This window comes from Paraburkholderia phymatum (assembly GCF_040965635.1).
GTDB lineage: Bacteria > Pseudomonadota > Gammaproteobacteria > Burkholderiales > Burkholderiaceae > Paraburkholderia > Paraburkholderia phymatum_B.
The window spans coordinates 314,943-338,911 of sequence record NZ_JBFRCH010000005.1; the positions used below are offsets into that span (position 1 = coordinate 314,943).

The 23,969-nt window shown below is 65.1% G+C and carries 18 protein-coding genes; 9 read left to right on the forward strand and 9 right to left on the reverse strand.

The genetic code is table 11. The features are described 5' to 3' along the window. Positions 1-6 precede the first annotated feature (6 nt). The 3 genes from alr to AB4Y32_RS13160 all read left to right on the forward strand — a co-directional run bounded on the left by alr (position 7) and on the right by AB4Y32_RS13160 (position 2,918). Entirely contained in the window at positions 7-1,077 is a 1,071-nt protein-coding gene (gene alr, locus AB4Y32_RS13150) for an alanine racemase (RefSeq protein ID WP_368721745.1), read from the forward strand. A gap of 59 nt (positions 1,078-1,136) precedes the next feature. Continuing rightward, positions 1,137-2,513 carry a DNA repair protein RadA gene (gene radA, locus AB4Y32_RS13155; RefSeq protein ID WP_368721746.1) on the forward strand — a complete coding sequence of 459 codons (1,377 nt, stop codon included), beginning with the start codon at positions 1,137-1,139 and terminating at the stop codon, positions 2,511-2,513. Positions 2,514-2,654: 141 nt separating this feature from the next. Continuing rightward, positions 2,655-2,918, forward strand: a complete 264-nt coding sequence (locus tag AB4Y32_RS13160; RefSeq protein ID WP_368721747.1) for a DUF2866 domain-containing protein — start codon at positions 2,655-2,657, stop codon at positions 2,916-2,918. 93 nt (positions 2,919-3,011) lie between these two features. Here AB4Y32_RS13160 and AB4Y32_RS13165 read toward each other — a convergent pair whose 3' ends face one another. Together AB4Y32_RS13165 and AB4Y32_RS13170 are read right to left on the reverse strand one after the other, a co-directional pair. Next, the gene (locus tag AB4Y32_RS13165) at positions 3,012-4,082 is read right to left on the reverse strand and encodes a CaiB/BaiF CoA transferase family protein (protein WP_368721839.1); all 1,071 of its coding nucleotides are present in this window, start codon (positions 4,080-4,082) and stop codon (positions 3,012-3,014) included. 89 nt (positions 4,083-4,171) lie between these two features. After that, positions 4,172-6,124 (reverse strand): ATP-binding cassette domain-containing protein, encoded by a 1,953-nt coding sequence (locus AB4Y32_RS13170; protein ID WP_368721748.1) that lies wholly within the window; start codon positions 6,122-6,124, stop codon positions 4,172-4,174. 128 nt (positions 6,125-6,252) lie between these two features. Here AB4Y32_RS13170 and AB4Y32_RS13175 point away from each other — a divergent pair, with 128 nt between their 5' ends. Continuing rightward, on the forward strand, positions 6,253-6,744 hold the full coding sequence (locus AB4Y32_RS13175; RefSeq protein WP_368721749.1) for a glutathione peroxidase: 492 nt from the start codon (positions 6,253-6,255) through the stop codon (positions 6,742-6,744). Positions 6,745-6,829: 85 nt separating this feature from the next. On the opposite strand, the gene AB4Y32_RS13180 is transcribed toward AB4Y32_RS13175, so the two are convergent. From AB4Y32_RS13180 to dapC, 6 genes are all read right to left on the reverse strand, one after another. Beyond that, positions 6,830-8,422: a cardiolipin synthase gene (locus AB4Y32_RS13180; RefSeq protein WP_368721750.1), complete on the reverse strand. Its 1,593-nt coding sequence runs from the start codon at positions 8,420-8,422 to the stop codon at positions 6,830-6,832. Between the two features lie 339 nt (positions 8,423-8,761). Further along, a complete protein-coding gene (prmB, locus tag AB4Y32_RS13185; RefSeq protein WP_368721751.1) occupies positions 8,762-9,646 on the reverse strand; it encodes a 50S ribosomal protein L3 N(5)-glutamine methyltransferase in 885 nt (294 codons plus the stop codon). Between the two features lie 15 nt (positions 9,647-9,661). Continuing rightward, entirely contained in the window at positions 9,662-10,801 is a 1,140-nt protein-coding gene (dapE, locus tag AB4Y32_RS13190) for a succinyl-diaminopimelate desuccinylase (RefSeq protein ID WP_368721752.1), read from the reverse strand. 182 nt (positions 10,802-10,983) lie between these two features. Next, entirely contained in the window at positions 10,984-11,355 is a 372-nt protein-coding gene (locus AB4Y32_RS13195; RefSeq protein ID WP_368721753.1) for an ArsC family reductase, read from the reverse strand. Beyond that, a complete protein-coding gene (gene dapD / locus AB4Y32_RS13200; RefSeq protein ID WP_087735384.1) occupies positions 11,355-12,182 on the reverse strand; it encodes a 2,3,4,5-tetrahydropyridine-2,6-dicarboxylate N-succinyltransferase in 828 nt (275 codons plus the stop codon). Before dapD ends, AB4Y32_RS13195 begins: the two co-directional genes overlap by 1 nt. 103 nt (positions 12,183-12,285) lie before the next feature. Next, positions 12,286-13,512, reverse strand: coding sequence for a succinyldiaminopimelate transaminase (dapC, locus tag AB4Y32_RS13205; protein ID WP_368721754.1), 1,227 nt, complete (start codon positions 13,510-13,512; stop codon positions 12,286-12,288). Between the two features lie 515 nt (positions 13,513-14,027). Here dapC and AB4Y32_RS13210 point away from each other — a divergent pair. The 3 genes from AB4Y32_RS13210 (at position 14,028) to AB4Y32_RS13220 (ending at position 20,087) form a co-directional block, all read left to right on the forward strand. After that, a complete protein-coding gene (locus AB4Y32_RS13210; RefSeq protein ID WP_368721755.1) occupies positions 14,028-14,993 on the forward strand; it encodes a DMT family transporter in 966 nt (321 codons plus the stop codon). A gap of 174 nt (positions 14,994-15,167) precedes the next feature. Then, positions 15,168-18,686 (forward strand): chromosome segregation protein SMC, encoded by a 3,519-nt coding sequence (smc, locus tag AB4Y32_RS13215; protein ID WP_368721756.1) that lies wholly within the window; start codon positions 15,168-15,170, stop codon positions 18,684-18,686. Between the two features lie 162 nt (positions 18,687-18,848). Further along, complete coding sequence (locus AB4Y32_RS13220) at positions 18,849-20,087, forward strand: cell division protein ZipA C-terminal FtsZ-binding domain-containing protein (RefSeq protein WP_368721757.1); 1,239 nt, start codon at positions 18,849-18,851, stop codon at positions 20,085-20,087. Between the two features lie 184 nt (positions 20,088-20,271). Here AB4Y32_RS13220 and AB4Y32_RS13225 read toward each other — a convergent pair whose 3' ends face one another. Beyond that, positions 20,272-21,114 carry a hypothetical protein gene (locus tag AB4Y32_RS13225; protein WP_368721758.1) on the reverse strand — a complete coding sequence of 281 codons (843 nt, stop codon included), beginning with the start codon at positions 21,112-21,114 and terminating at the stop codon, positions 20,272-20,274. A 208-nt stretch (positions 21,115-21,322) separates the two neighbouring features. On the opposite strand from AB4Y32_RS13225, the gene ligA reads away from it, so the two are divergent. Together ligA and def are read left to right on the forward strand one after the other, a co-directional pair. Further along, positions 21,323-23,374, forward strand: a complete 2,052-nt coding sequence (gene ligA, locus AB4Y32_RS13230) for an NAD-dependent DNA ligase LigA (RefSeq protein WP_368721759.1) — start codon at positions 21,323-21,325, stop codon at positions 23,372-23,374. After that, the gene (gene def / locus AB4Y32_RS13235; RefSeq protein ID WP_368721760.1) at positions 23,371-23,904 is read left to right on the forward strand and encodes a peptide deformylase; all 534 of its coding nucleotides are present in this window, start codon (positions 23,371-23,373) and stop codon (positions 23,902-23,904) included. Before ligA ends, def begins: the two co-directional genes overlap by 4 nt. Positions 23,905-23,969: the final 65 nt, after the last annotated feature.

The window sequence follows — 23,969 nt, forward strand, 5'->3', positions numbered from 1 at the left end:
AATCCCATGCCGCGCCCAGTCTCAGCCACTATTCACACCGCCGCCCTCGCCAATAACCTCGCAGTTGCACGCCGTTATGCGCCAAAGTCCAAGATCTGGGCCGTCGTCAAGGCCAACGCCTACGGTCACGGTCTCGCCCGCGCCTTTCCGGGGCTGCGCGCAACCGATGGCTTTGGTTTGCTCGACCTCGAAGAAGCGGTGAAGTTGCGCGAATTGGGCTGGGCCGGCCCGATTTTGTTGCTCGAGGGCTTTTTCCGGCCGACGGATATCGACGTCATCGACCGCTACAGCCTCACGACTGCGCTGCATTCGGACGAGCAATTGCGCATGCTGGAAATGGCGCGGCTGTCGAAGCCCGTCAATATCCAGCTGAAAATGAACAGCGGCATGAACCGGCTGGGCTACATGCCCGACAAGTTCCGCGCCGCGTGGGAGCGCGCGCGCGCGTGCCAGGGTGTCGGCCAGATCACGCTGATGACCCATTTCTCGGACGCGGACAGCGAGCGCGGCATCACTCACCAGATGGAAGCGTTCGAACGCGGCGCGCAGGGTATCGCGGGCGCGCGCAGCCTCGCCAATTCGGCGGCGACGCTGTGGTATCCGGAAGCGCATTTCGACTGGGTGCGGCCGGGCGTGATGCTGTACGGCGCGTCGCCGTCGGGCGTCAGCTCCGCGATCAAGGACACGGGCCTGCAGCCCGCAATGACACTCGCCTCCGAGCTGATCGCCGTGCAGACGCTGGCGGAAGGCAGCACGATCGGCTATGGCTCGATCTACACGGCGCGCGAAGGCATGCGCATCGGCGTCGTCGCGTGCGGCTATGCGGACGGCTATCCGCGCATCGCGCCCGAAGGCACGCCGATCATCGTCGACGGCATCCGCACGCGGATCGTCGGCCGCGTGTCGATGGACATGATCACCGTCGACCTCTCGCCGTGCCCGCAGGCGAACGTCGGCTCGCGCGTCGAACTGTGGGGCGCGCAACTACCCATCGACGACGTCGCGCAGGCATGCGGCACGATCGGCTACGAGCTGATGTGCGCCGTCGCGCAGCGCGTGCCCGTGCGTGCCGAATGACGGGCGCCGGGCTCGCGACATAACGAGATGTAACGAACAACCACGCGTGACGAAACAAGTTGGCTAAACAGAAAACGTTGTACACCTGTACGGAATGCGGCGGGCAGGCGCCGAAGTGGCAGGGCCAGTGCCCTGCGTGTCACGCGTGGAATACGCTCGTCGAAACGGTTGCGGAATCGCCTTCCGCGCATCGCTTCCAGTCGCTCGCGAAAAGCCAGCCCGTGCAGCGGCTCGCGGATATCGAGGCGTCGGACGTGCCGCGCTTCTCGACGGGCGTCGGCGAGTTCGACCGCGTGCTGGGCGGCGGGCTGGTCGCGGGCGGCGTCGTGCTGATCGGCGGCGATCCGGGCATCGGCAAGTCGACGCTGCTCTTGCAATCGCTTGCGCAGATCGCGAGCGAACGGCGCGCGCTCTATGTGAGCGGCGAGGAATCGGCGGCGCAGATTGCGTTGCGCGCGCAACGGCTGTCGCTGCTCGAACCGGGCTCGCACGCAAGCGAGCTGAAGCTTCTCGCCGAAATCCAGCTCGAAAAAATCCAGGCGACCATTGCCGACGAAAAGCCGGACGTCGCCGTCATCGACTCGATCCAGACCATCTACTCGGAAGCGCTCACCTCCGCGCCGGGTTCCGTCGCGCAGGTGCGCGAGTGCGCCGCGCAACTGACGCGCGTCGCCAAGCAGTCGGGCACGGCCATCATCATGGTCGGCCACGTGACGAAAGAGGGCAATCTCGCGGGCCCGCGCGTGCTCGAGCATATCGTCGATACCGTGCTGTATTTCGAGGGCGATACACACTCGTCGTTCCGGCTCGTGCGCGCGTTCAAGAACCGCTTTGGCGCCGTCAACGAACTGGGCGTGTTCGCGATGACGGAGCGCGGTCTGCGTGGCGTCGCGAATCCGTCGGCGCTGTTTCTGTCGCAGCACGAGCAGATCGTTCCGGGCTCGTGCGTGCTCGTGACGCAGGAAGGCACGCGGCCGCTGCTCGTCGAAGTGCAGGCGCTCGTCGATGCGGCGAACGTGCCGAATCCGCGCCGGCTTGCCGTCGGCCTCGAACAGAACCGGCTCGCGATGCTGCTGGCCGTGCTGCATCGTCACGCGGGCATCGCCTGCTTCGATCAGGACGTGTTCCTGAACGCGGTGGGCGGCGTGAAGATCAGCGAGCCCGCCGCCGACCTCGCCGTGCTGCTCGCAATTCACTCGTCGATGCGCAATAAGCCGCTGCCGAAGGGACTGATCGTGTTCGGCGAAGTGGGGCTGGCGGGCGAGATCCGTCCGTCGCCGCGCGGCCAGGAACGTCTGAAGGAAGCCGCGAAGCTCGGTTTTTCGATTGCGCTGATTCCGAAGGCCAACGCGCCGAAGCAAGCCATCGACGGACTGCAGGTGATCGCCGTCGAGCGCATCGAGCAGGCTATCGACCGAATTCGTACGCTCGAATAATTGGCGTCAGACGCCACCAGAACGCACCCGCTTTTCGCCGTAATGCGCTGTAAATTTCTCGGCTGAGTCTGTAACCCAGGCGCCTTTCGTTTTCCCTATCCTCGTCAGATGCACTGTCACGACTGGAAAAAGGAAGACGTCTTGAAACAGTCTCATCAAACGTCGGACGAGCTTCTGTCGAATCTGCGCGGCTGTCGCGTCTCAGCGCCGATTCACGGGCTTTGGGGCGGCGGCTGCCGGATCGTCGAATGGATCGATACGGCGGGCCAGATTTCACGGCGCGTCGTCGCGGAAAACGTCACGGCCGACGAGGTCAGGGCGACGATCCGCCATCATGTAGAAGGGCGCAAGCACCGGCTGGTCGACGACGAACGGGAACCGCGGCAGACCTTGCCACGGCGCTAAAGGTCCGTTCGGTCCTGGCGGGCGGTAAGCCGGGCGATCCATGCGCCGCCACGTTGCGCCACACCTCACGTGCCACACCTCCTGCGCCGCTCGTCACTTGCCGCTCGTCAGACGGTCCGCATCTTTATCACCCGCCTGCTGCGCAATCAGCGCCTCGCACGCGGCCGCATTGAACAACGGGTGCCCGGCCGCTTCCGCCGCCGTCAGCACGGGCGACACGCAGCAATCCAGCGGCACCAGCAGTTCGACCCATTCCGCGAGCGGCCGCGTCGCGATCAGCTCGGCCATGTCCTCGATCAACTGCGCGGCATCCGGCCCGGCGATCGCCTGGCCGAGACTCCAGTGGCGCGTCGCCCAGTCCGGGCGATCGAGCGCCATGCACAGCGTTTCCCAGAACTTGAGCTCGAGTGCGCCGACGGCGAGCCATCGCTCGTCGAGCGTGCGATACAGGTTGTAGCAGGGCACGCCGCCATTCAGCAGGCTGCTGCCTGCGGCGGGCGCCGCGCCATCGTTGGCAAGCGCGACCTGCGCGACGACGTTGTGCGCGTACGTGCAATGCGCCATCGACACTTCGACGAAGCGCCCGTCGCCGCCGCGCGCGACCGCCCACAATGCCGCGAGTATCTGATTGACGGCCGACAGCGCGCCGCCCAGCAGATCGGCGATCTGGAAGTTGGGGAGGATCGGCGTGCCGTCGCGCGCGGCAAGCTGGTCGAGCACGCCCGCGTAGCCGATGTAGTTCAGATCGTGTCCGGCCAGTTGCGAATACGGCCCCTGTGCGCCATAGCCCGAAATCGCGCAATAGACGAGTTTCGGATTGATCACGCGCAGCACGTCGTAACCGAGGCCGAGCCGATCAATCACGCCGGGCCGGAAGCTCTCGATCAGCACGTCCGCTTCGCGCGCGAGCGCCATCAGCACGGTGCGTCCGCCTTCGGACTTCAGGTCGAGCCGCGTTTCGCGCTTGCCGCGATTCAACTGGCGGTAGAAGGCGCCGGGACGCCCCGCGACGCGGTCGGCGCTGCTTTGCATCATCACGCGCGACGCGTCGCCGGCGCCCGGCGCTTCGATCTTCAACACGTCGGCGCCCATTTCCGCGAGCCGGAGCGTCGCGGCGGGACCGGGCAACAGGCGTGTCAGATCGAGCACGCGCAAGCCCTTCAGTGCGGCAGTAGACGACAATGCCCAGCCCTCCGTGGATGCTGGCGCGGCCTCGCTTTCCTCATGAATTCCTTCGCCACGCGAAGGGGCCGCTAGCCGATTTGTTCGAGTTCCTCGTGCGCTTCGAGCCATTCGGATTCGAGCGTTTCGAGGCGTGCATTGACTTCCGCCTGACGGCGTATCGTTTCCGTCAGCCTGGTTTTCTGCTCGGCGCCATAGCTGGCGGGATCGGCGACAAATGTATCGAGAGTCGCCTTTTCCGCATTGAGCGCGTCCATCTCCTTTTCGATCTTCGCGATGCGCGTCTGCAATGGCTTCTTCAGATGCGCGAGCTTCTGCCTTGTTTCCGCTTCCTGGCGACGCTGCTCCTTGCGGTTCACCGACGCATCCGCGCCATTTGCATTGCCGCCGTTCACGGTCGTCGCGTCCGATGCGGCCTTCAGCGCGGCGCGTTGCTCGGCGGCGTGCTGCAACAGCCAGTCGCGATAGTCGTCGAGATCGCCGTCGAACGGTTGCAGCTTGTGCTTCGCGACAAGCATGAACTGGTCCGTGGTTGCCCGCAGCAAGTGGCGGTCGTGCGAGACGAGAATCAGCGTGCCTTCGAACTGCGCGAGCGCCATCGTCAGCGCGTGGCGCGTTTCGAGGTCGAGGTGGTTGGTCGGCTCGTCGAGCAGCAGCAGGTTTGGCTTCTGCCAGATGATCAGCGCCAGCGCGAGCCGCGCCTTCTCGCCGCCCGAGAAGGGCGCGATGGCCGTGGTCGCCATATCGCCCGAGAAGTTGAAGCTGCCGAGGAAGTCGCGCAGTTCCTGCTCGCGCGTGTCGGGCGCGAGGCGCGCCAGGTGCTGCAACGGCGAATCGTCGGGGCGCAGCGTTTCGAGCTGATGCTGCGCGAAGTAGCCGATCTTCAACCCCTTGCCTTCGCGCACGTGGCCGCCGAGCGGCTCAAGCGTGCCCGCGAGCGTCTTGATCAGCGTCGACTTGCCCTGGCCGTTCGCGCCGAGCAGGCCGATGCGCTGTCCGTTCTGGATCGACAGCGCGACGCGCTGGACAATCGGAATCTCGCCGCCGTTCGCCGCGCGATAACCGCAACGCACGTCTTCCATCACCATCATCGGATTCGGCGCGGAGTCGGGCGCGCGGAACTCGAACGTGAACGGTGACGCGATATGTGCGGGCGCAATCAGTTCCATCTTTTCTAGCGCCTTCATCCGGCTTTGGGCCTGGCGCGCCTTGGTCGCCTTCGCCTTGAAGCGGTCGACGAAGCTTTGCAGATGCTCGATGGTCTTGCGCTGCTTCTCGTAAGCGCTCTGTTGCAGCGCCAGTTGCTGCGCGCGCTGCACTTCGAACTGCGAGTAGTTGCCGCCGTACCGCTTGATCTGTTGGTTTTCGAGATGCAGCGTAACATTGCAGACCGAATCGAGGAATTCGCGGTCGTGCGAGATCACGATCAGCGTGCCCGGATAGCGATGCAGCCAGTCTTCGAGCCAGACGATCGCGTCGAGGTCCAGGTGGTTCGTCGGTTCGTCGAGCAGCAGCAGATCCGAGCGGCACATCAGCGCCTGCGCGAGATTCAGGCGCATGCGCCAGCCGCCTGAGAAACTGCTCACGCTCGCGCGCGTCTGTTCGAGCGTGAAACCGAGGCCGAGCAGCAGCGCTTCGGCGCGCGCGGGCGCCGTGTAACCGTCGGCATCGGCGAACCCGGCGTGCGCCTCGGCTTCGGCCGCGCCATCATGCGTTGCCGAAGCCACCGCGATGCGCGCTTCGATCGCGCGCAATGCCGCGTCGCCGTCGAGCGTATAGTCGAGCGCGGTTTTATCGGCGGCGGGCGTTTCTTGCGCGACGTGCGCGATCTGCCACGACGGCGGCATCGAGAAATCGCCTCCGTCGGCGTGCAGTTCGCCGAGCAGCACGGAGAACAGAGTCGACTTGCCCGCGCCGTTTGCGCCCACGAGGCCCGCCTTCTCGCCGGGATTGAGCGTGAAGGTGGTCTGTTCGAAAAGCGGCTTGGTGCCGCGCGCGAGGCTGAACTGATTGAAACGGATCACAACGAGGCCGGCTTGAATAAAAACGCTATTTTAGACTGCGCGGCGCAAGCTCCGGCATCGGCCGTTCGGCCAGGGTGGCGCGCGGCGCGATAGTCCGTAGACTGGCGATATTCCTGGAGAGCAAAAACATGGCAGCGGACAAGTCTTCTATCTATTCCTTTTCGGCGCGCTCGCTGGACGGCGAGCCTCTCAGCCTCGGCCTCTACGACGGCAAGGTCATGCTGATCGTCAATACGGCGAGCGAGTGTGGGTTCACGCCGCAATATGCGGGCTTGCAGAAGCTGCACGAGCAGTACGGGGTGCGCGGCCTGCAGGTGCTGGGCTTTCCGTGCAACCAGTTCGGCAAGCAGGAGCCGGGCGACGCCACGCAGATCGGCTCGTTCTGCGAGAAGAACTACGGCGTCACGTTCCAGATGTTCGACAAGATCGAGGTCAACGGCGCGGATGCGCATCCGCTTTTCAAGTATCTGAAAGACGAGGCGCCTGGCGTGCTCGGGCTCGAAGCGATCAAGTGGAACTTCACGAAGTTTCTGATCGACCGCAACGGCAAGGTCGTGAAGCGCTACGCGCCGACCACGAAGCCCGAAACGATCGCGGACGATATCGAAGCTCTGCTGTAGCGTGGCGATGCGGCCGCCTGACGCGGCCAACGCGGCCATATCACATAGCCCGCGCGTTAAGCAGTCGCGCGACGCACGCTACGCGTCAAAGAATCGGCGCGAAAAGCCGCGCGACGTGCATCGCTACGCGCCGCAGCGCGGGCGCATTGCGATATTCTCCGCGGTCGATCTCGAACGATTCATCGAAGTCGCGCAGCAGCATCGCTTCGACCTCGGCGGCGAAGTTGCTGTCGACGGTCAGCACCATGATCTCGAAGTTCAGGCGGAACGAGCGGTTGTCGAGATTCGCGCTGCCCACGGCGGCGGCGATATCGTCGATCAGCACGACCTTCTGATGCAGAAAACCCGGCCGATAGCGGAAGATGCGCACGCCCGCGCGGATCGAATCGTACGCGTACAGCTTCGACGCCTCGAACACGACCCGGTGATCGCGCCGGCTCGGGATCATGATGCGTACCTCGACGCCGCGCAGCGCCGCGAGCCGCAGCGCGGCGAACACGGCCTCGTCGGGGATGAGATACGGCGTCGTGATCCAGATGCGCTCGCGTGCCGCGTTGATCGCTTCGACGAAGAAGAGCGAGCAGGTTTCCTGCTTGTCCGCGGGGCCTGTCGGAATGACGAGACAGTGCATGCCGTCGCCTGCTGCGACAGACGGCGAAACGGACAGTGAAGCGGGCGGCGAGGTGGCCGGAGCAACGGACGGTGAAGCGGGCGGCGAGGCGGCTGGAGCAACGGACGTCAAAACGGACGGCAAAACCGATGGTGAAGCAAGCGGTGAGACGGCCGGCGAGACAGGTGACGAAACGGGCGCCGGGTCGAATTCCGGCAGTTGCTGTGTGGCCCAGTACCAGTCTTCCGTGAACACGAACTGGATGCTCGCGACGGCGGGTCCGCGCACGTCGATATGTGTGTCGCGCCACGGCGAGAGGGGGGGCTTTCCGCCCAGGTACTCGACGCCCACGTTGTGCCCGCCCACGAACGCGCGCTCGCCGTCCACCACGACGATCTTGCGGTGATTGCGGAAGTTGAGCTGGAAGCGGTTGACGAACCTGCGGTTCGTCGCGAACGGATGCATCTGCACGCCGCCCGCCAGCATCGAAGCGACGTACCGATGCGGCAGATCGAAGCTGCCGATGCTGTCGTACAGCACGTACACGCGCACGCCTTGCATGGCCTTCGCGATCAGCGCGTCCTTGAGCATCTCGCCGAGCGCATCGGCGCGCACGATGAAGAACTGCACGATCACATAACGCGTCGCGTTTTCGATCGCATCGAAAATCGCGGCGAAGGTCGCCTCGCCGTTCACGAGCGTGCGCACGCTGTTGCCGGGCAGGAAGGGCATGCCGCCCAGGCGCGTGAGCGAGCGCACGAACTGTTGTCCCAACGCTTCCGTCGGCCGGCCCGGCGAAGACGCTTCGCGATCCCATTCCGGTGGATTCGCGCGCGTGCGCAGCATTTTGTTTTCGATGCGGCGCGCATCTGCATAGCCGGCGAACTTGCTGCGCCCGAGAAAGAGATAAGGGACCAGCGTCAGATAGGGCATCGCGACGAGCGACACCGCCCACGCAATCGCGCCCTGCGATGTGCGGGTGTGCAGAATGGCATGGCACGCGGCGATCACGCCCAGCATATGAGCGAGAAACACAAGCGGGCCGACGTGAAGCAGATCGAATTGCATAAGCGTGCGAACGATGATCGTCGCGCTGCGCGTGGTTGACTTCGTCGTGAGTGCTACCTCATGTTGCCTGAGGTCGCGTGGTGTTGCCTGGTGTTGTCTTAAGTTGCGTTCTGGATGCGGCAGCGCGGTCGCGCTCATATTACCGAAAGCGTTCGCGTCGCGGTCTGCCCGTCGGCAATCGGCAGCAGGCTTTTTGCATGATCCGGTGACGATTCGACGAGCCGAAGCGCACGTCGTGGGCCGGCTGAAAAGCACACAACGCACGGCGTCCCGCTGGACAGCGTGCGTTGTGCGATGCGACGAGAAGGCGCCTGCGGCGGGGCAGGCGCTGGTGCCGGATCAGGTGGGCAGATCGTTCGCCTGGATCAGGAAGACGTTGTCGTCGCCGGCGCTCGTGGACATCCACACGAGGTCGAGACCGCCGAACGCCGCTTCGACATGCGCGCGTTCGTTGCCGATTTCGACGACGAGCACGCCATCGTCGGTCAGCCAGTTGTGCGCGTCGCCGATGATGCGACGCACGATGTCCATGCCGTCCGCGCCGCCCGCCAGCGCCATTTCCGGCTCGTGCCGGTATTCGGCCGGCAGCGTCTTCATCGCTTGCGCGTTCACGTACGGCGGGTTCGTGATGATCACGTCGTAGCGGCGCTCGGGCAGCGGCGCGTACAGATCGCCTTCGAAGAGCGCGATGCGATCGTCGAGATGGTAGTCGTGGACATTGCGCGTCGCCACTTCGAGCGCGGTGGGCGACAGATCGACGGCATCGATGTCGGCATTCGGGAACGCATGCGCTGCGAGAATCGCGAGGCACCCGGAGCCCGTGCACAGCTCGAGCACGGCGGCGACCTGTTCGGGGTCCTCGACATACGGCTGCAGACCATCTTGCAGCAGTTCGCCGATGAACGAGCGCGGCACGATCACGCGCTCGTCTACATGAAAGCGGTAGCCGTGCATCCACGCTTCCTGCGTGATGTAGGCGGCGGGCACGCGATCCGTCGCGCGTCGCTCGATCACCTTCAGCACCGCGTCGATTTCCTCGGACGTGAGGCGCGCGTCGAGAAACGGATCGAGCAGATCAATGGGCAGATGCAGCGTGTGCAGCACGAGATAGGCGGCTTCGTCGTAAGCGTTCGACGAGCCGTGGCCGAACGACAGCCCGGCCTGATTGAAGCGCGACACCGCGTAGCGCAGCACATCGCGAACCGTGGAAAACGGATGAGTCATGATGGAGGCCCTCCGTCAGGCGATCAGTTGTACGAGCACGCGGCGATAGATGTTCTTGAGCGGCTCGATGTGTGCGATTTCGATATGTTCGTCGATCTTGTGGATGCTCGCATTCAACGGCCCGAACTCAACGACCTGCCTGCAGATGCGCGCGATGAAGCGGCCATCGGACGTGCCGCCCGTGGTCGACAGTTCCGTCGCGATGCCCGTCTCGTCGCGGATCGCTTTTTCGAGCGCGTTCGACAGTTCGCCTCGCGGCGTGAGGAAGGGCAGGCCGCTCACGGTCCAGGCCAGGTCGTAGTCGAGGCCGTGCCTGTCGAGGATATCGTGCACGCGCTTTTGCAGCCCTTCGACCGTGCTCGCCGTCGAGAAGCGGAAGTTGAACATCACGTCCGCGTGGCCGGGAATGATATTGGTCGCACCCGTGCCGCTGTGCAGGTTCGACACCTGCCATGTGGTGGGCGGGAAGTACTCGTTGCCGTCGTCCCAGCGTTCGGCGACGAGATCGGCGAGCGCCGGCGCGAGCAGATGGACGGGATTCTTCGCCAGATGCGGATAGGCGATATGCCCCTGCACGCCCTTGACGATCAGCTTGCCCGTCATCGAGCCGCGCCGGCCGTTCTTCACCGTGTCGCCGAACAGCGCGCCCGACGTCGGCTCGCCGACGACGCAATAGTCGAGCCGCTCGCCGCGCGCCTGCAACGCTTCGACCACTTTCACGGTGCCATCCGTCGCGGGACCTTCTTCGTCGCTCGTGATGAGGAACGCCAGCGAGCCGCGATGCTGCGGATGCGCGGCGACGAATTCTTCGCTCGCCACCACGAAGCCGGCGATCGATGCCTTCATGTCGGCGGCGCCCCGGCCATACAGCTTGCCGTCGCGATGAGTCGGCTCGAATGGCGCCGACGACCATTGATCGAGCGGGCCCGTCGGCACGACGTCGGTATGGCCGGCGAACGCGAGCAGCTTGCCCTCCGCGCCCATCGTGCCGCGCTTCACGGCCCACAGATTGGTTACGCCGTTCGATTCGATCGTTTCGCATTCGAAGCCGATTGCGGCCAGGCGCTCGACAAGGAGACGCTGGCAGTTCTGGTCGTCGGGCGTCACGGACGCGCGCGCGATCAGGGCTTCCGTAAGGGCAAGAGTGCCGGACATCGATTCAGTTCCTTCCAACCAACTGGCAGATGAGATGCGCAGACCGTGTCCACGCTTGAAACCCAGGTGAAAAAATGCCGGCCTGAGTGGGCCGGCAACAGCATGCGTATCTACGCGCGCGGTGCGCTTTCCGCGCTCAGTGCGCGCTCGCGCCGCGTCTCAGCGCGAAAAAACGCGGACGCTCAGTCGAACAGCGACGCGTACTGATCCGCCGAAAAGCCCAACGTCTTCAAGCGCCCGTCGACCACGACGACAGGCCGCTTGATGACGGAGGGCTTCTCGATCATCAGCGCGATCGCGCCGGCTTCGCTGTCGGCGGAGGCCTTCACGTCCTCGTCGAGGCCGCGCCAAGTCGTGCCGCGCCGGTTCAGGAGCGCATCGAGCGGCACGTCCTTCAGCCAGCCCTTCACGAGCGGCGCGTTCACGCCTGCTTTCTTGAAGTCGTGAAACTCGAACTCGACGCCATGCTCTTCGAGCCACACGCGCGCCTTCTTCACGGTGTCGCAGTTCGGAATGCCGTAGACGACGGTCGTCTTCGCCGCAGCGCGCGCCATCAGTCGCCTCGTAGCAGTTCGTTCAGGCCGACCTTCGCGCGCGTCTTCGCGTCCACCTTCTTGACGATCACCGCGCAGTAGAGGCTGTGCGTGCCGTCCTTCGACGGCAGGTTGCCCGCGACCACGACCGAGCCCGCCGGAATGCGGCCGTACGACACTTCGCCCGTTTCGCGGTCGTAGATCTTCGTGCTCTGGCCGAGGTACACACCCATCGAGATCACCGAGTTCTCCTCGACGATCACGCCTTCCACGACTTCCGAGCGCGCGCCGATGAAGCAGTTGTCTTCGATGATGACCGGGTTCGCCTGCAGCGGTTCCAGCACGCCGCCGATGCCCACGCCGCCCGACAGGTGCACGTTCTTGCCGATCTGCGCGCACGAGCCGACGGTCGCCCACGTGTCGACCATTGTGCCTTCGTCGACGTAGGCGCCGATGTTCGTGTACGACGGCATCAGCACGACGTTCTTCGCGATGAACGAGCCGCGGCGCGCGATGGCGGGCGGCACGACGCGAAAGCCACCTGCGGCGAAGTCTTCAGCCGTGTAGCTCGCGAACTTCGACGGCACCTTGTCGTAGAACTGCGAGTAGCCGCCTGCCGGCATCGGCGCGTTGTCCTCGAGGCGGAACGACAGCAGCACGGCCTTCTTGAGCCACTGATTGACGACCCAGTCGCCATCCTTCTTTTCGGCGACGCGCAGCGCGCCCTTGTCCAGTTGCTCGATCGCGTGCGCGACGGCTTCGCGCACTTCGGCGGGTGCGGCCTTCGGCGACAGGTCGGCGCGGTTGTCCCAGGCGGTATCGATGATCTGCTGAAGTTGTTGCGACATGTTCGTGGTGTAAGAAGAGAAAGGTTTGAAATCGGAAAGCGGATGAGGGCGCAGCGGCGGTGCTTTCGTGCGGCGTGTTGATTGGCCGGAATCAGTCCCGATGCTAGCCCCGATGCTGGCCCTTCAGGGAGCGGCAGAAATCGACGATGCGCTGTGCGCCCTCCGTGCATTCATCGACGCCGGCGACGAGCGCGAGGCGGACGAAATCGCGGCCGGGGTTCGTGTCGTGCGCGGTGCGCGCGAGATACGAGCCGGGCAGAACCGTCACATTATAGTCGGCGTACAGGCGGCGGGCGAACTCGGTATCCGACAGGCCCGTGCGCGCGACGTTCGCCCACAGGTAGAACGCGGCGTCGGGCAGCTTGACGTCGAGCACGTCGGCGAGCATCGGCGTGACGGTCGAAAACTTTTGCACGTACTTCGCGCGGTTTTCGCGCACATGCGCCTCGTCGCTCCACGCGGCGATGCTCGCGGCCTGAAAGACCGTCGACAGCGCCGCGCCGTGATAGGTGCGGTAGAGCAGGAACTGCTTGAGGATCGTCGCGTCGCCTGCGACGAAGCCCGAGCGCATGCCGGGCACGCTCGAGCGCTTCGACAGGCTGGACAGCATCACCAGCCGCCCGAAGCCGCGGCCCAGCCGGTGCGCCGCTTCCAGTGCGCCGAGGGGCGGGCGCGCTTCGTCGAAGTAAATCTCCGAGTAGCACTCATCGGATGCGATCACGAAGCCGTGGCGATCCGACAGCTCGAACAGCTCGCGCCAGTCGTCGAGCGTGAGCACGGCGCCCGTCGGGTTGCCCGGCGAGCAGACGTAGAGCAGTTGCGTGCGCGCCCAGACGTCTTCGGGAATGGCGGGGTAGTCACACGCGAAGTTGCGCTTCGGGTCGCTGTTGGCGAAATACGGCTGCGCGCCCGCGAGCAGCGCCGCGCCTTCGTAGATTTGGTAGAACGGGTTCGGACAGAGTACGATCGCAGGCTCGCCCTGCGCGTTCTTCTTCGGGTCGATCACTGTCTGCGCGAGCGCGAACAGCGCCTCACGCGAACCGGACACGGGCAGCACCTGGGTGGCGGCATCGACGGGCAGGCCGTAGCGCTTCGTGATCCACTTCGCGATCGCTTCGCGCAGCGCCGGCGTGCCGACCGTGGCGGGATACGACGCAAGACCGCCGAGCGAATCGATCACGGCGTCGCGGATCAGGTCCGGCGTCGGGTGTTTCGGCTCGCCGATCCCGAAGCTGATGTGCGCGAGGCCGGCGGGCGGCGTGACATCCTTGAAGAGCGCGCGCAGCTTTTCGAAGGGATAGGGCTGAAGGGAGTCGAGTAGCGGATTCACTTGGCGGTTCGGGCGTGTGTTCGGCGTGTTGCGGGACAGACTGAAACAGGTGAAGGCGGCGGCGCGCGGCGGCTGCGATGCTTGGCCAGGCGTCTGATGCGAAAGGCCCGGAAGCGGCTGCGGCGCGTGCCCGATCGGACACGGCAGCGGCGGCGGGGCATCCAGTGGACAGGCATCGGCGCGGCACCGGCGACGGGCGATCGATTATAGCGTGTCGGCGGGCAGCGGAACGGCGCATCGTCTGATCGGACAAGGCGTCGCGGCGCGCCAGGAACGGCGCGGCAGGCGCGATGCAGGTGATGTGCGCGACGCAATGAAGAACGCAGCAGCGAAGAGCGCAACGAAGAAGACGGAGACACAATGCGGGCGGTATCCCGACACGGCGGCAAAGGGTTCAGCGGCAACGGCTGGCGGCGATCACGCGCCGCCGTCGCCCGAAACGGACAAAGCAGACAAGGCGGACAACGCATGCAGCACAAGCTGGACATGTTGGACTTCGCGGGGAGCGGCCCGCGATGAACCTCTCGCTTCGCAACACGTGGCCGACGCTCGCGATCATGATGGGCGCGTCGGTGTGGGGCATGGTGTGGTATCCGCTGCGGATGCTCAACGCGCTCGGCATGACGGGCACGGCGGCGAGCGCGCTGACGAGCGGCGCCGGCTGCCTGTTCGTGCTGCTGGTCCGGCGCAACGCGATCAAGACCGTCCGCTGGCACTGGCTGTTGCCCGCGCTCGCGCTGTTCGCGGGCATCACCAATCTCGGTTTCGTGTGGGGCGCGATCCACGGCCAGGTGATGCGGGTGCTGCTGCTGTTCTATCTGACGCCCGCCTGGACCGCGCTCTTTGCGCATTTCATCCTGCACGAGCGGCTGACGTGGGCGGGCGCGGGGCTCGCCGCGCTGTCGCTGGCGGGCGCGATGATGATGCTGTGGTCGCCGCAGCTCGGGCTTCCCGTGCCGGGCAGTCTCGCCGAATGGGCGGGGCTCGCGGCCGGGATGAGCTTCGCGATGAGCAACGTGCTGATCCTGAAGACGAGCCGCGAACTGCCCGACATGAAGGCCGAAATGCGCACGGCGATCATCTTCGGCGGCGCGGCGATCTTCGGCGGATGCGCGTCGCTGTTCGAAGCGATGCCGACGCCGCCGACGGGCGCTCATCTTGGAACGGCGGCGCTGCTCGTGCTCGCGATCGGCTTCGTGCTCGCGACCAACAACATGCTCGTGCAGTACGGGCTCGCGCGCGTGCCCGCGAACCGCGCGTCGATCATCATGCTGTTCGAGATCGTCGTGACGGCGCTCACGGCCTGGCTTTTCGCCGGCGAAGTGCCCGGTCCGCGCGAGTGGGCGGGCGGCGTGTGCATCGTGCTGGCCTCGGCGCTGTCGAGCTGGGTGCATCGGGCGAAGCCCAATGAAGATGCGAGCGCCGGCAACGACGGAAACGCGAATGACAACGGTAAGAATCGCCCGCGCGCGATGGTATGATTGCCCCTCATTGGCCGGCGGTGCAGCGTAGGGCGCGCCGCGGCGCCGGAATCGCAGCGGGCCCGCGCTCCGTTGTGCCGCTCGCAGGCTTTGTACCCTGAAGCGGTCCACATACGAACACGCACGAACCGCGCGTTCCGTTTCCACAAATCACTTTCAAACAGCGATATCGCCGTGCGTCTGACCTCGATTAAACTCGCTGGCTTCAAGTCATTCGTCGATCCCACGCATTTCCAGGTTCCGGGCCAGCTTGTCGGCGTGGTCGGTCCCAACGGTTGCGGCAAGTCCAACATCATCGACGCCGTGCGCTGGGTGCTCGGCGAATCGCGCGCCTCTGAGTTGCGCGGCGAGTCGATGCAGGACGTGATCTTCAACGGTTCGACGGCGCGCAAGCCGGGCAGCCGCGCCAGCGTCGAACTCGTGTTCGACAACGCCGACGGCCGCGCGGCGGGCCAGTGGGGCCAGTATGCCGAGATCGCCGTCAAGCGCGTGCTGACGCGCGACGGCACGTCGAGCTACTACATCAACAATCTGCCCGCGCGCCGCCGCGACATCCAGGACATCTTTCTCGGCACGGGTCTCGGCCCGCGCGCGTACGCGATCATCGGACAGGGCATGATCGCGCGGATCATCGAGGCCAAGCCCGAAGAACTGCGCGTGTTCCTGGAAGAAGCCGCTGGCGTCTCGAAGTACAAGGAACGCCGCCGCGAAACCGAGAACCGTCTGCACGACACGCGCGAAAATCTGACTCGCGTCGAAGATATCGTCCGCGAACTGACGGCGAATCTGGAAAAGCTCGAAGCGCAGGCGGTCGTCGCGACGAAGTTCAAGGATCTCCAAGCCGAAGGCGAAGAGAAACAGCGCCTGTTGTGGCTGTTGCGCAAGAACGAAGCGGGCACCGAGCAGGACAAGCAGAAGCGCGCGATCGAACAGGCTCAGATCGACCTCGAAGCGCACACGGCGAAGCTGCGTGAAGTCGAGGCGCAACTCGAAACACTGCGCGTCGCTCACTATTCCGCCAGCGACGCGATGCAGGGCGCGCAAGGCGCGCTGTACGAAGCGAATGCCGAGGTGAGCCGCCTCGAAGCCGAGATCAAGTTCATCGTCGAATCGCGCAATCGCGTGCAGGCGCAGATTGCCGCGCTGACCGCGCAGCGCGAGCAGTGGCTCGCACAGGCGCAAAAGGCACAGGACGATCTCGAAGACGCCGAAGAGCAGCTTGCGGCGGGCGACGAGAAAGCCGCGATCGCCGAAGAAGCGGCCGCCGCGAAGCACGACGCGATGCCCGCGCTCGAGGCGCGCTGGCGCGACGCGCAGGCGCAACTGAGCGACGAACGCGCCGGGATCGCGCAGACCGAGCAGGCGCTCAAGCTCGAAGCCGCGCATCAGCGCAACGCCGACCAGCAGTTGCAGCAGCTTCAGCAGCGCCAGGAACGTCTGAAGACGGAAGCGGGCGGCCTCGACGCGCCGGACGAAGGGCAGCTCGAAGAACTGCGCATGCAACTGGTCGAGCACGAAGAGATTCTGCGCAACGCGCAAGAGCGTCTCGCCGACGCGCAGGACACGCTGCCGCGCCTCGACGCCGAGCGCCGCGCCGCGCAGGAGCGCGTGCAGGCGGAAAGCGCGCAGATCCACCAGCTCGAAGCGCGGCTTGCAGCGTTGCGTCAGCTGCAGGAGAACGTGCAGACGGAAGGCAAGATCCAGCCGTGGCTCGACAAGCACGAGCTGGGCGCGCTGCCGCGTCTGTGGAAGAAGCTGCATGTCGAAGCGGGTTGGGAAACCGCGCTCGAATCGTTGCTGCGCGAGCGTCTTGCCGCGCTCGAAGTGTCGAATCTCGACTGGGTGAAGCACTTCGTCAGCGACGCGCCGCCCGCGAAGCTCGCGTTCTACGCGCCGCCCGCGGCCGGTCAGCCGGTGGCCGCGCCGCCGTCGCTGCGTCCGTTGCTGTCGCTCGTGCGCATCGACGATGCAGGCATTCGAGCCGTGCTCAACGACTGGCTCGGCAACGCGTTCGTCGCCGACGATCTGCCCCAGGCGCTCTCGATGCGCTTGCAATTGCCCGAAGGCGGCGCGTTCGTCGTGAAGGCGGGGCATGTGGTGACGCGCGTCGGCGTGCAGCTGTACGCGGCCGATTCCGAACAGGCGGGCATGCTCGCGCGCCAGCAGGAAATCGAAAATCTGACGCGTCAGGTGCGCGCGCAGGCGCTGCTCGCCGAAGAAGCCAAGGCTGCTGCGATTCGCGCCGAGGCCGCGCATACGCAGGCATCGAATGCACTGGCTGAAGTGCGCCAGCAGACGGAGCGCGCGACACAGCGCGTACACGCGCTGCAGATGGACGTGCTCAAGCTAACTCAGGCACACGAGCGCTACACGCAGCGCAGCACGCAGATCAGCGAGGAACTCGAAGAAATCACCGCACAGGTTGAAGAGCAGCGCGCGCTGCGTGCCGAATCGGAAGCGAATTTCGAGCGGCACGACGGCGAACTCGCCGAACTGCAGGCGCGCTTCGAAGACAACCAGCTTGCGTTCGAAGCACTCGACGAAGAACTGGGCCAGGCGCGCAACGAATCGCGCGATCTCGACCGTGCCGCCACCGATGCGCGCTTTGCCGCGCGCAACATGGCGAACCGCATCGACGAGCTGAAGCGCACGATTCAGGTCGCTCACGAGCAGAGCGAGCGCGTCGCGGGCTCGCTCGAAGACGCGCGTGCCGAACTCGAAACGATCAACGAGCAGACGGCGCATACGGGCTTGCAGGACGCGCTCGAAATTCGCCGCGTCAAGGAAGAGGCGCTGCATGCCGCGCGTCTCGAACTCGACGATCTGACGGCCAAGCTGCGCCAGTCCGACGAGCTGCGCCTGACGAGCGAACGCGCGTTGCAGCCGCTGCGCGACCGCATCACCGAATTGCAGCTGAAGGAGCAGGCGGCGCGGCTGAACGCCGAGCAGTTCATCGAGCAGCTGACGGCGGCAGGTGTCGACGAAGTCGAATTGCAGGCCAAGCTTACGCCCGACATGAAGCCGTCGTACCTGCAAGGCGAAGTGACGCGCATCAACAACGCGGTCACGGCGCTCGGCCCCGTCAACATGGCCGCGCTCGACGAGCTGAAGGCGGCGACGGAACGCAAGACTTTCCTCGACGCGCAGTCGGCCGATCTGACGAACGCGATCGAAACGCTCGAAGACGCGATCCGCAAGATCGACCAGGAAACGCGCACGCTGCTGCAAGGCACGTTCGACGAAGTGAACCGCCATTTCGGCGAGCTGTTCCCGCGTCTCTTTGGCGGCGGCCAGGCGAAGCTCATCATGACGGGCGACGAGATTCTCGACGCGGGCGTGCAGGTGATGGCGCAGCCGCCCGGCAAGAAGAACTCGACGATCCACTTGCTGTCGGGCGGCGAAAAGGCGCTGACGGCGACGGCACTCGTGTTCGCGATGTTCCAGCTGAATCCGGCGCCGTTCTGTCTGCTCGACGAAGTGGACGCGCCGCTCGACGACGCGAACACCGAGCGTTTCGCGAACCTTGTGCGCGCGATGTCGGACAAAACACAGTTCCTGTTCATTTCCCACAACAAGATCGCGATGGAAATGGCCCAGCAACTGATCGGGGTGACGATGCAGGAGCAGGGCGTGTCGCGAATCGTTGCCGTCGACATGGAAACGGCTGCGGGATTTGTCCAGAATATCGTTTAAACGTCCACTCGCGCGTGGTTGTTGGGGCCGCGTGCGGGTGTTGCTGAACACAGAATCGAATTCGCTGTGCGTCGGCGACCGCAGCGGCGGCACGCAGTGCGTGCAGGCCGCGCGAGCCAGGCGCGGCGTGCAGCGGCGAAAAGAATTGCAGATGGAGCGTGCATGGACGAGTTGACACTCGGTTTGATCGGCGCGGGCGCCGTGGTGGTCGGGGGCGTGGTGGTCTACAACGCGTGGCAGGGCGCGAAGGTGCGTCGCAGGATGCCGCGGCCGATGCCCACCGACACGGCGGAACCCACGGCTCGGGACGAGCACGTCGAGCAGAGCCCATTCATCGAACCGGCGCGCCCGACGACGCGCCGCGAACCCACATCGGGCGAGCATGTCGAACCGGCGCGCGTCGAGCCGACCTTCGGCGGCGTCGCTCCCCTCGATACGCCCGCCGACATCCAGGCCGAAAACACGTCGCCGAACGGCTTCCCTGAAGACGATGAACGCGAGCAGCAGGCCGTCGAGCGCGAGGCCGACGACGAGCGCAACGAGCCGATCATGCCCGCCGCCACGACGATTTCGTCGGCGCCGCCGGCGATCGTCGACCGCCGCATCGACTGCATCGTCCCCATCAGGCTTTCCGCGCCTGTCGCGGGCGACAAGGTGCTGCCGCTCGCGCAGCGTCTGCGCCGCGCGGGCAGCAAGCCGGTGCATATCGAAGGCAAGCCGGAAGGCGGCGGCGCGTGGGAGCTGCTGCAAAACGGCGTGCGCTACGAGGATTTGCGCGCGGCCGCGCAACTCGCGAACCGCAGCGGTCCGCTCAACGAACTGGAGTTCTCCGAATTCGTGACGGGCGTCCAGCAGTTCGCCGACGCGCTCGATGCTTCCCCCGAGTTTCCGGACATGATGGAAACGGTATCGATGGCGCGTGAACTCGACGGCTTTGCCGCGCAGTGCGACGCGCAGCTGTCGATCAACGTACTGTCCGACGGCGCGCCGTGGTCCGCGAACTACGTGCAGGCCGTCGCTTCGCAAGACGGGCTGCTGCTGTCGCGCGACGGTACGCGTTTCGTCAAGCTCGACGCGAAGCAGAGCCCCGTGTTCATGCTGCAATTCGGCGACACCAACTTCCTGCGCGACGATCTCACGTACAAGGGCGGCCAGATGATCACACTGGTACTCGACGTGCCCGTCGCCGACGAAGATATCCTGCCGTTCCGCCTGATGTGCGATTACGCGAAGTCGCTCGCCGAACGTATCGGCGGGCGCGTGGTCGACGATGGCCGCCGGCCGCTGCCGGAAAGCGCGCTGCTTGCGATCGAGAAGCAACTGATGACGCTGTACGCGAAGCTCGAACAGGCTGGCATTCCGGCCGGCTCGCCTGCGACGCGGCGACTGTTCAGCCAGTAGGCGCGCGACGCTGCTTTACGCATGACGCGGCGGCTTATGCTGCCGTCGATGACACCGCCTGACGCATGGCAATGCTTCGGGCGGTTTTCATTCGGGCCGCGCGCTTTCATTTGAAGCCGCGCGGAAAGCACTATGGCGTTCGCCAAACGCCAGGCACCGATCACGACGCGTATGCCTTGCCCATTTATCCCACGTCGTCAGGCCACGGTCGTCCGCTGATCCACGCCTTGACGGCAGCGACGACGGCCTCTTCACTTTCGTAGAACCCGTGATGCGACATCGCCTCGCAGGGCTTGCTGCGCGCGTCGCCGCCGTGCACGGTGATCAGCGCATATTGACCGCTGTCGGTGATGCACTTTAGCGCTTCATAGGAACAGAGATAGCAACCGTCGTCCGCGTGGTGGACGAACAGCTGGCGCGGACGAATCGCCCTGTAGTCGAAACCGATCAACGGTGTGGCCTGGCCGCGCGCGGGACTGCTGAGCGTCGACATGTGCACGACGGCGTTCCACACATCGGGCAAAGCGCGTCCCACGTAAGCCGACGATATCGTGCCGCGGCTCGTGCCCGCCAGCACGAGCTTCGCCTGTGGGAAGCGCGCACGCAGGTTCGCCGCGACCTGTGCGAGATCCTGCGCGGAACGCGGCGACGCACGAAACGCATCCGAATAGCCGCCCGGATGATCCGATGGCGCATCGACGATGGCCGTCGCGAACAGCGAATCCACAAAGAGGTTGCGCGCACGGATCAGGAAGTTGTTCTTCTCATGCATGTGGATCGTGCCGTCCGGCTGCTGCGACAGTTCGAGATCGCCTTCGCTGCCCGGAAGCATTACGAGCACCCACTGCGGCTGGCTGCCGTCCTGTTCGGTCAGCAGATAGGAGATCGATGCGCCTTGACCGAGCGGCACGTCGACCACCAGTTCGCTCGCCATCGCGCCTCGCGCATGGCACGCGGCGAGCGTGGCCAGCACGATGGCAAGCACGATGAAGGGACAGCGTATGAAGCGGGCGAAGGGGGCAGGCATGTTGGTGGCTACGCGATGGACGGTACGCGACAAGTTCGTATTGCGGCCGGCGCGCTGTCAACGGCTTGCGCATCGATTGGCCGATCGGCCAGGATCGGCAGGCCATGTTGGGTTTGCGCGCGCACCAAACTGGCCATTCGGCCGATGTCATGGGAAGCGCTTCCTGAGATAATCTGACATCCATTACATACGCCGAAACGCCGACAGCATGGCCCGAACCAAAGTCCCTGATCCTGCAACCAGCGCACCCGCCGAGCGGGCGTTGCGGCTGCGCGCCGAACTCGAACGCGCGAACCACGCGTACTACGTGCTGGATCAGCCGGATTTGCCCGACGCGGAATACGACAAGCTGTTCAAGGAACTTCAGCAGATCGAAAGCGAACATCCGGATCTGATCACGCCTGATTCACCGACGCAGCGGGTCGGTGGCGAAGCGGCGAGCGGATTCAGGCCCGTCGTGCACGACATGCCGATGCTGTCGCTGAACAACGGCTTTTCGGATGAAGACATCGCGGCCTTCGACAAGCGCGTATCGGACACGCTACATCATTCGCCCGTCGATTACGCATGTGAACTGAAGTTCGACGGCCTTGCGATCTCCTTGCGCTACGAGGACGGCAAGTTCACGCAGGCGGCCACGCGCGGCGACGGCGCAACGGGCGAAGACGTCACCGAAAACGTCCGCACCATCCGCTCGATTCCGCTCAAGCTGAAAGGCAAGCGCGTGCCGAGGCTCATCGACGTGCGCGGCGAAGTGCTGATGTTCAAGCGCGATTTCGATCGCCTGAACCAGCGTCAGCGCGATGCGGGCCAGCGCGAGTTCGCGAACCCGCGCAACGCGGCGGCGGGCAGCTTGCGGCAGCTCGATTCGAAGATTACGGCGCAACGTCCGCTGTCATTCTTCGCGTATGGCATCGGCGTGCTCGATGGCGTCCAGATGCCGGCGACGCACAGCGAATTGCTCGACTGGTATCACGAGATGGGCTTGCCCGTGAACAGCGAGCGGGCCGTCGTTCAGGGCGCCGAAGGGCTGCTCGGCTTCTTTCATAAGGTCGGCGAGAAGCGGGAGACGCTGCCGTACGACATCGACGGCGTCGTCTACAAGGTCGACCGGCGCGATCAGCAGGACACGCTGGGATTTGTTTCGCGCGCGCCGCGCTTTGCGCTCGCGCACAAGTTCCCGGCACAGGAAGCGCTCACGAAGCTCGTTGCCATCGACGTGCAGGTCGGCCGCACGGGCGCGATCACGCCTGTCGCGCGGCTCGAGCCTGTGTTCGTCGGCGGCGCGACGGTGACGAACGCGACGCTGCACAACGAGGACGAGATTCGCCGCAAGGACATTCGCATCGGCGATACCGTGGTCGTACGGCGCGCGGGCGACGTGATTCCCGAAGTGGTGAGTGCGATGCTCGATCGCAGGCCAGCGGACGTGCGCGAGTTCGTGATGCCGACCGAGTGCCCCGTATGCGGCTCGGCCATCGAACGTTTGCCGGACGAAGCGATTGCGCGCTGCACGGGCGGGCTCTTCTGTCCGGCGCAGCGCAAGCAGGCGCTGTGGCATTTCGCGCAGCGCCGTGCGCTGGACATCGATGGCCTGGGCGAAAAGATCATCGATCAGCTGGTCGAACTGAATCTCGTGCGCACGCCCGCAGACCTCTTCAATCTGGGTTTCACGACGCTCGCGGAACTCGACCGCTTCGCAGAAAAGTCCGCGCAGAACCTGCTCGACTCGCTCGAAAAAGCCAAGCACACGACGCTCGCGCGCTTCATTTACGCGCTCGGCATCCGGCACGTCGGCGAATCGACGGCGAAGGACCTGGCCAAACATTTCGGCTCGCTCGATCCCATCATGAACGCGACGGTCGAAGAGTTGCTGGAGGTCAACGACGTCGGCCCCATCGTCGCCGAAGCCATTCATCAGTTCCTCGCCGAGGAGCACAACCGTACGGTTATCGATCAGTTGCGCGCGCCCGGCAAAGTGACATGGACGGAAGGCCCGCCCGCGCCGAAAGCGCCACAGGGCGTGCTGGCGGGCAAGACTGTCGTGCTGACGGGCACGCTGCCGAACATGGGCCGCGACGAAGCGAAGGAGTTGCTGGAGGCGGCCGGCGCGAAGGTGGCCGGTTCGGTGTCGAAGAAAACAGATTACGTGGTGGCCGGCGCGGAAGCGGGCAGCAAGCTTGCGAAAGCCGAGGAACTTGGCATCCCCGTGCTCGACGAAGATGGTATGCGTAAGCTCCTGGAGGGGCACACAACATGATTCACGAAATCCTCAAGATGGGCGATCCGCGTCTGTTGCGCATCGCCAAGCCCGTCGATCACTTCGACACGCCCGAGTTGCATGACCTCGTCCGGGACATGTTCGAGACGATGCACGATGCGAACGGCGCAGGGCTCGCAGCGCCGCAGATCGGCGTCGATCTGCAGGTCGTGATTTTCGGGTTCGGCCATAACGAGCGCTATCCGGATGCGCCGTCCGTGCCGGAGACGGTGCTGATCAACCCGACCATCACGCCAGTGTCGCTGGATACGGAGGAGGGCTGGGAAGGGTGCCTCTCCGTGCCGGGGCTGCGCGGCGCCGTGACCCGCCTCTCGATGATCCGCTATCACGGCTTCGATCAGTTCGGCAAGCCGATTGATCGCGTCGCGGAAGGCTTTCACGCGCGCGTGGTCCAGCACGAGTGCGATCACCTGATCGGCAAGCTGTATCCGATGCGGATCACGGATTTCGCCAAGTTCGGCTATACCGAGGTGCTGTTTCCCGACCTCGATCCGCAATCCGACGAATGAGCGGACGACAGGGCCACAGCGAGCAGTAGCTTTGGCCCTCTTGTCGGAAAAGAAAAAACCCGCAT

Coding starts and splice junctions, on each gene's coding strand:
- alr (WP_368721745.1), top strand. CDS start 7: ATGCCGCGCCCAGTCTCAGCCACTATTCACACCGCCGCCCTCGCCAAT.
- AB4Y32_RS13175 (WP_368721749.1), top strand. CDS start 6,253: ATGGCAGCGGACAAGTCTTCTATCTATTCCTTTTCGGCGCGCTCGCTG.
- AB4Y32_RS13180 (WP_368721750.1), bottom strand. CDS start 8,422: ATGCAATTCGATCTGCTTCACGTCGGCCCGCTTGTGTTTCTCGCTCAT.
- prmB (WP_368721751.1), bottom strand. CDS start 9,646: ATGACTCATCCGTTTTCCACGGTTCGCGATGTGCTGCGCTACGCGGTG.
- dapE (WP_368721752.1), bottom strand. CDS start 10,801: ATGTCCGGCACTCTTGCCCTTACGGAAGCCCTGATCGCGCGCGCGTCC.
- AB4Y32_RS13195 (WP_368721753.1), bottom strand. CDS start 11,355: ATGGCGCGCGCTGCGGCGAAGACGACCGTCGTCTACGGCATTCCGAAC.
- dapD (WP_087735384.1), bottom strand. CDS start 12,182: ATGTCGCAACAACTTCAGCAGATCATCGATACCGCCTGGGACAACCGC.
- AB4Y32_RS13210 (WP_368721755.1), top strand. CDS start 14,028: ATGAACCTCTCGCTTCGCAACACGTGGCCGACGCTCGCGATCATGATG.
- AB4Y32_RS13220 (WP_368721757.1), top strand. CDS start 18,849: ATGGACGAGTTGACACTCGGTTTGATCGGCGCGGGCGCCGTGGTGGTC.
- AB4Y32_RS13225 (WP_368721758.1), bottom strand. CDS start 21,114: ATGCCTGCCCCCTTCGCCCGCTTCATACGCTGTCCCTTCATCGTGCTT.
- ligA (WP_368721759.1), top strand. CDS start 21,323: ATGGCCCGAACCAAAGTCCCTGATCCTGCAACCAGCGCACCCGCCGAG.
- def (WP_368721760.1), top strand. CDS start 23,371: ATGATTCACGAAATCCTCAAGATGGGCGATCCGCGTCTGTTGCGCATC.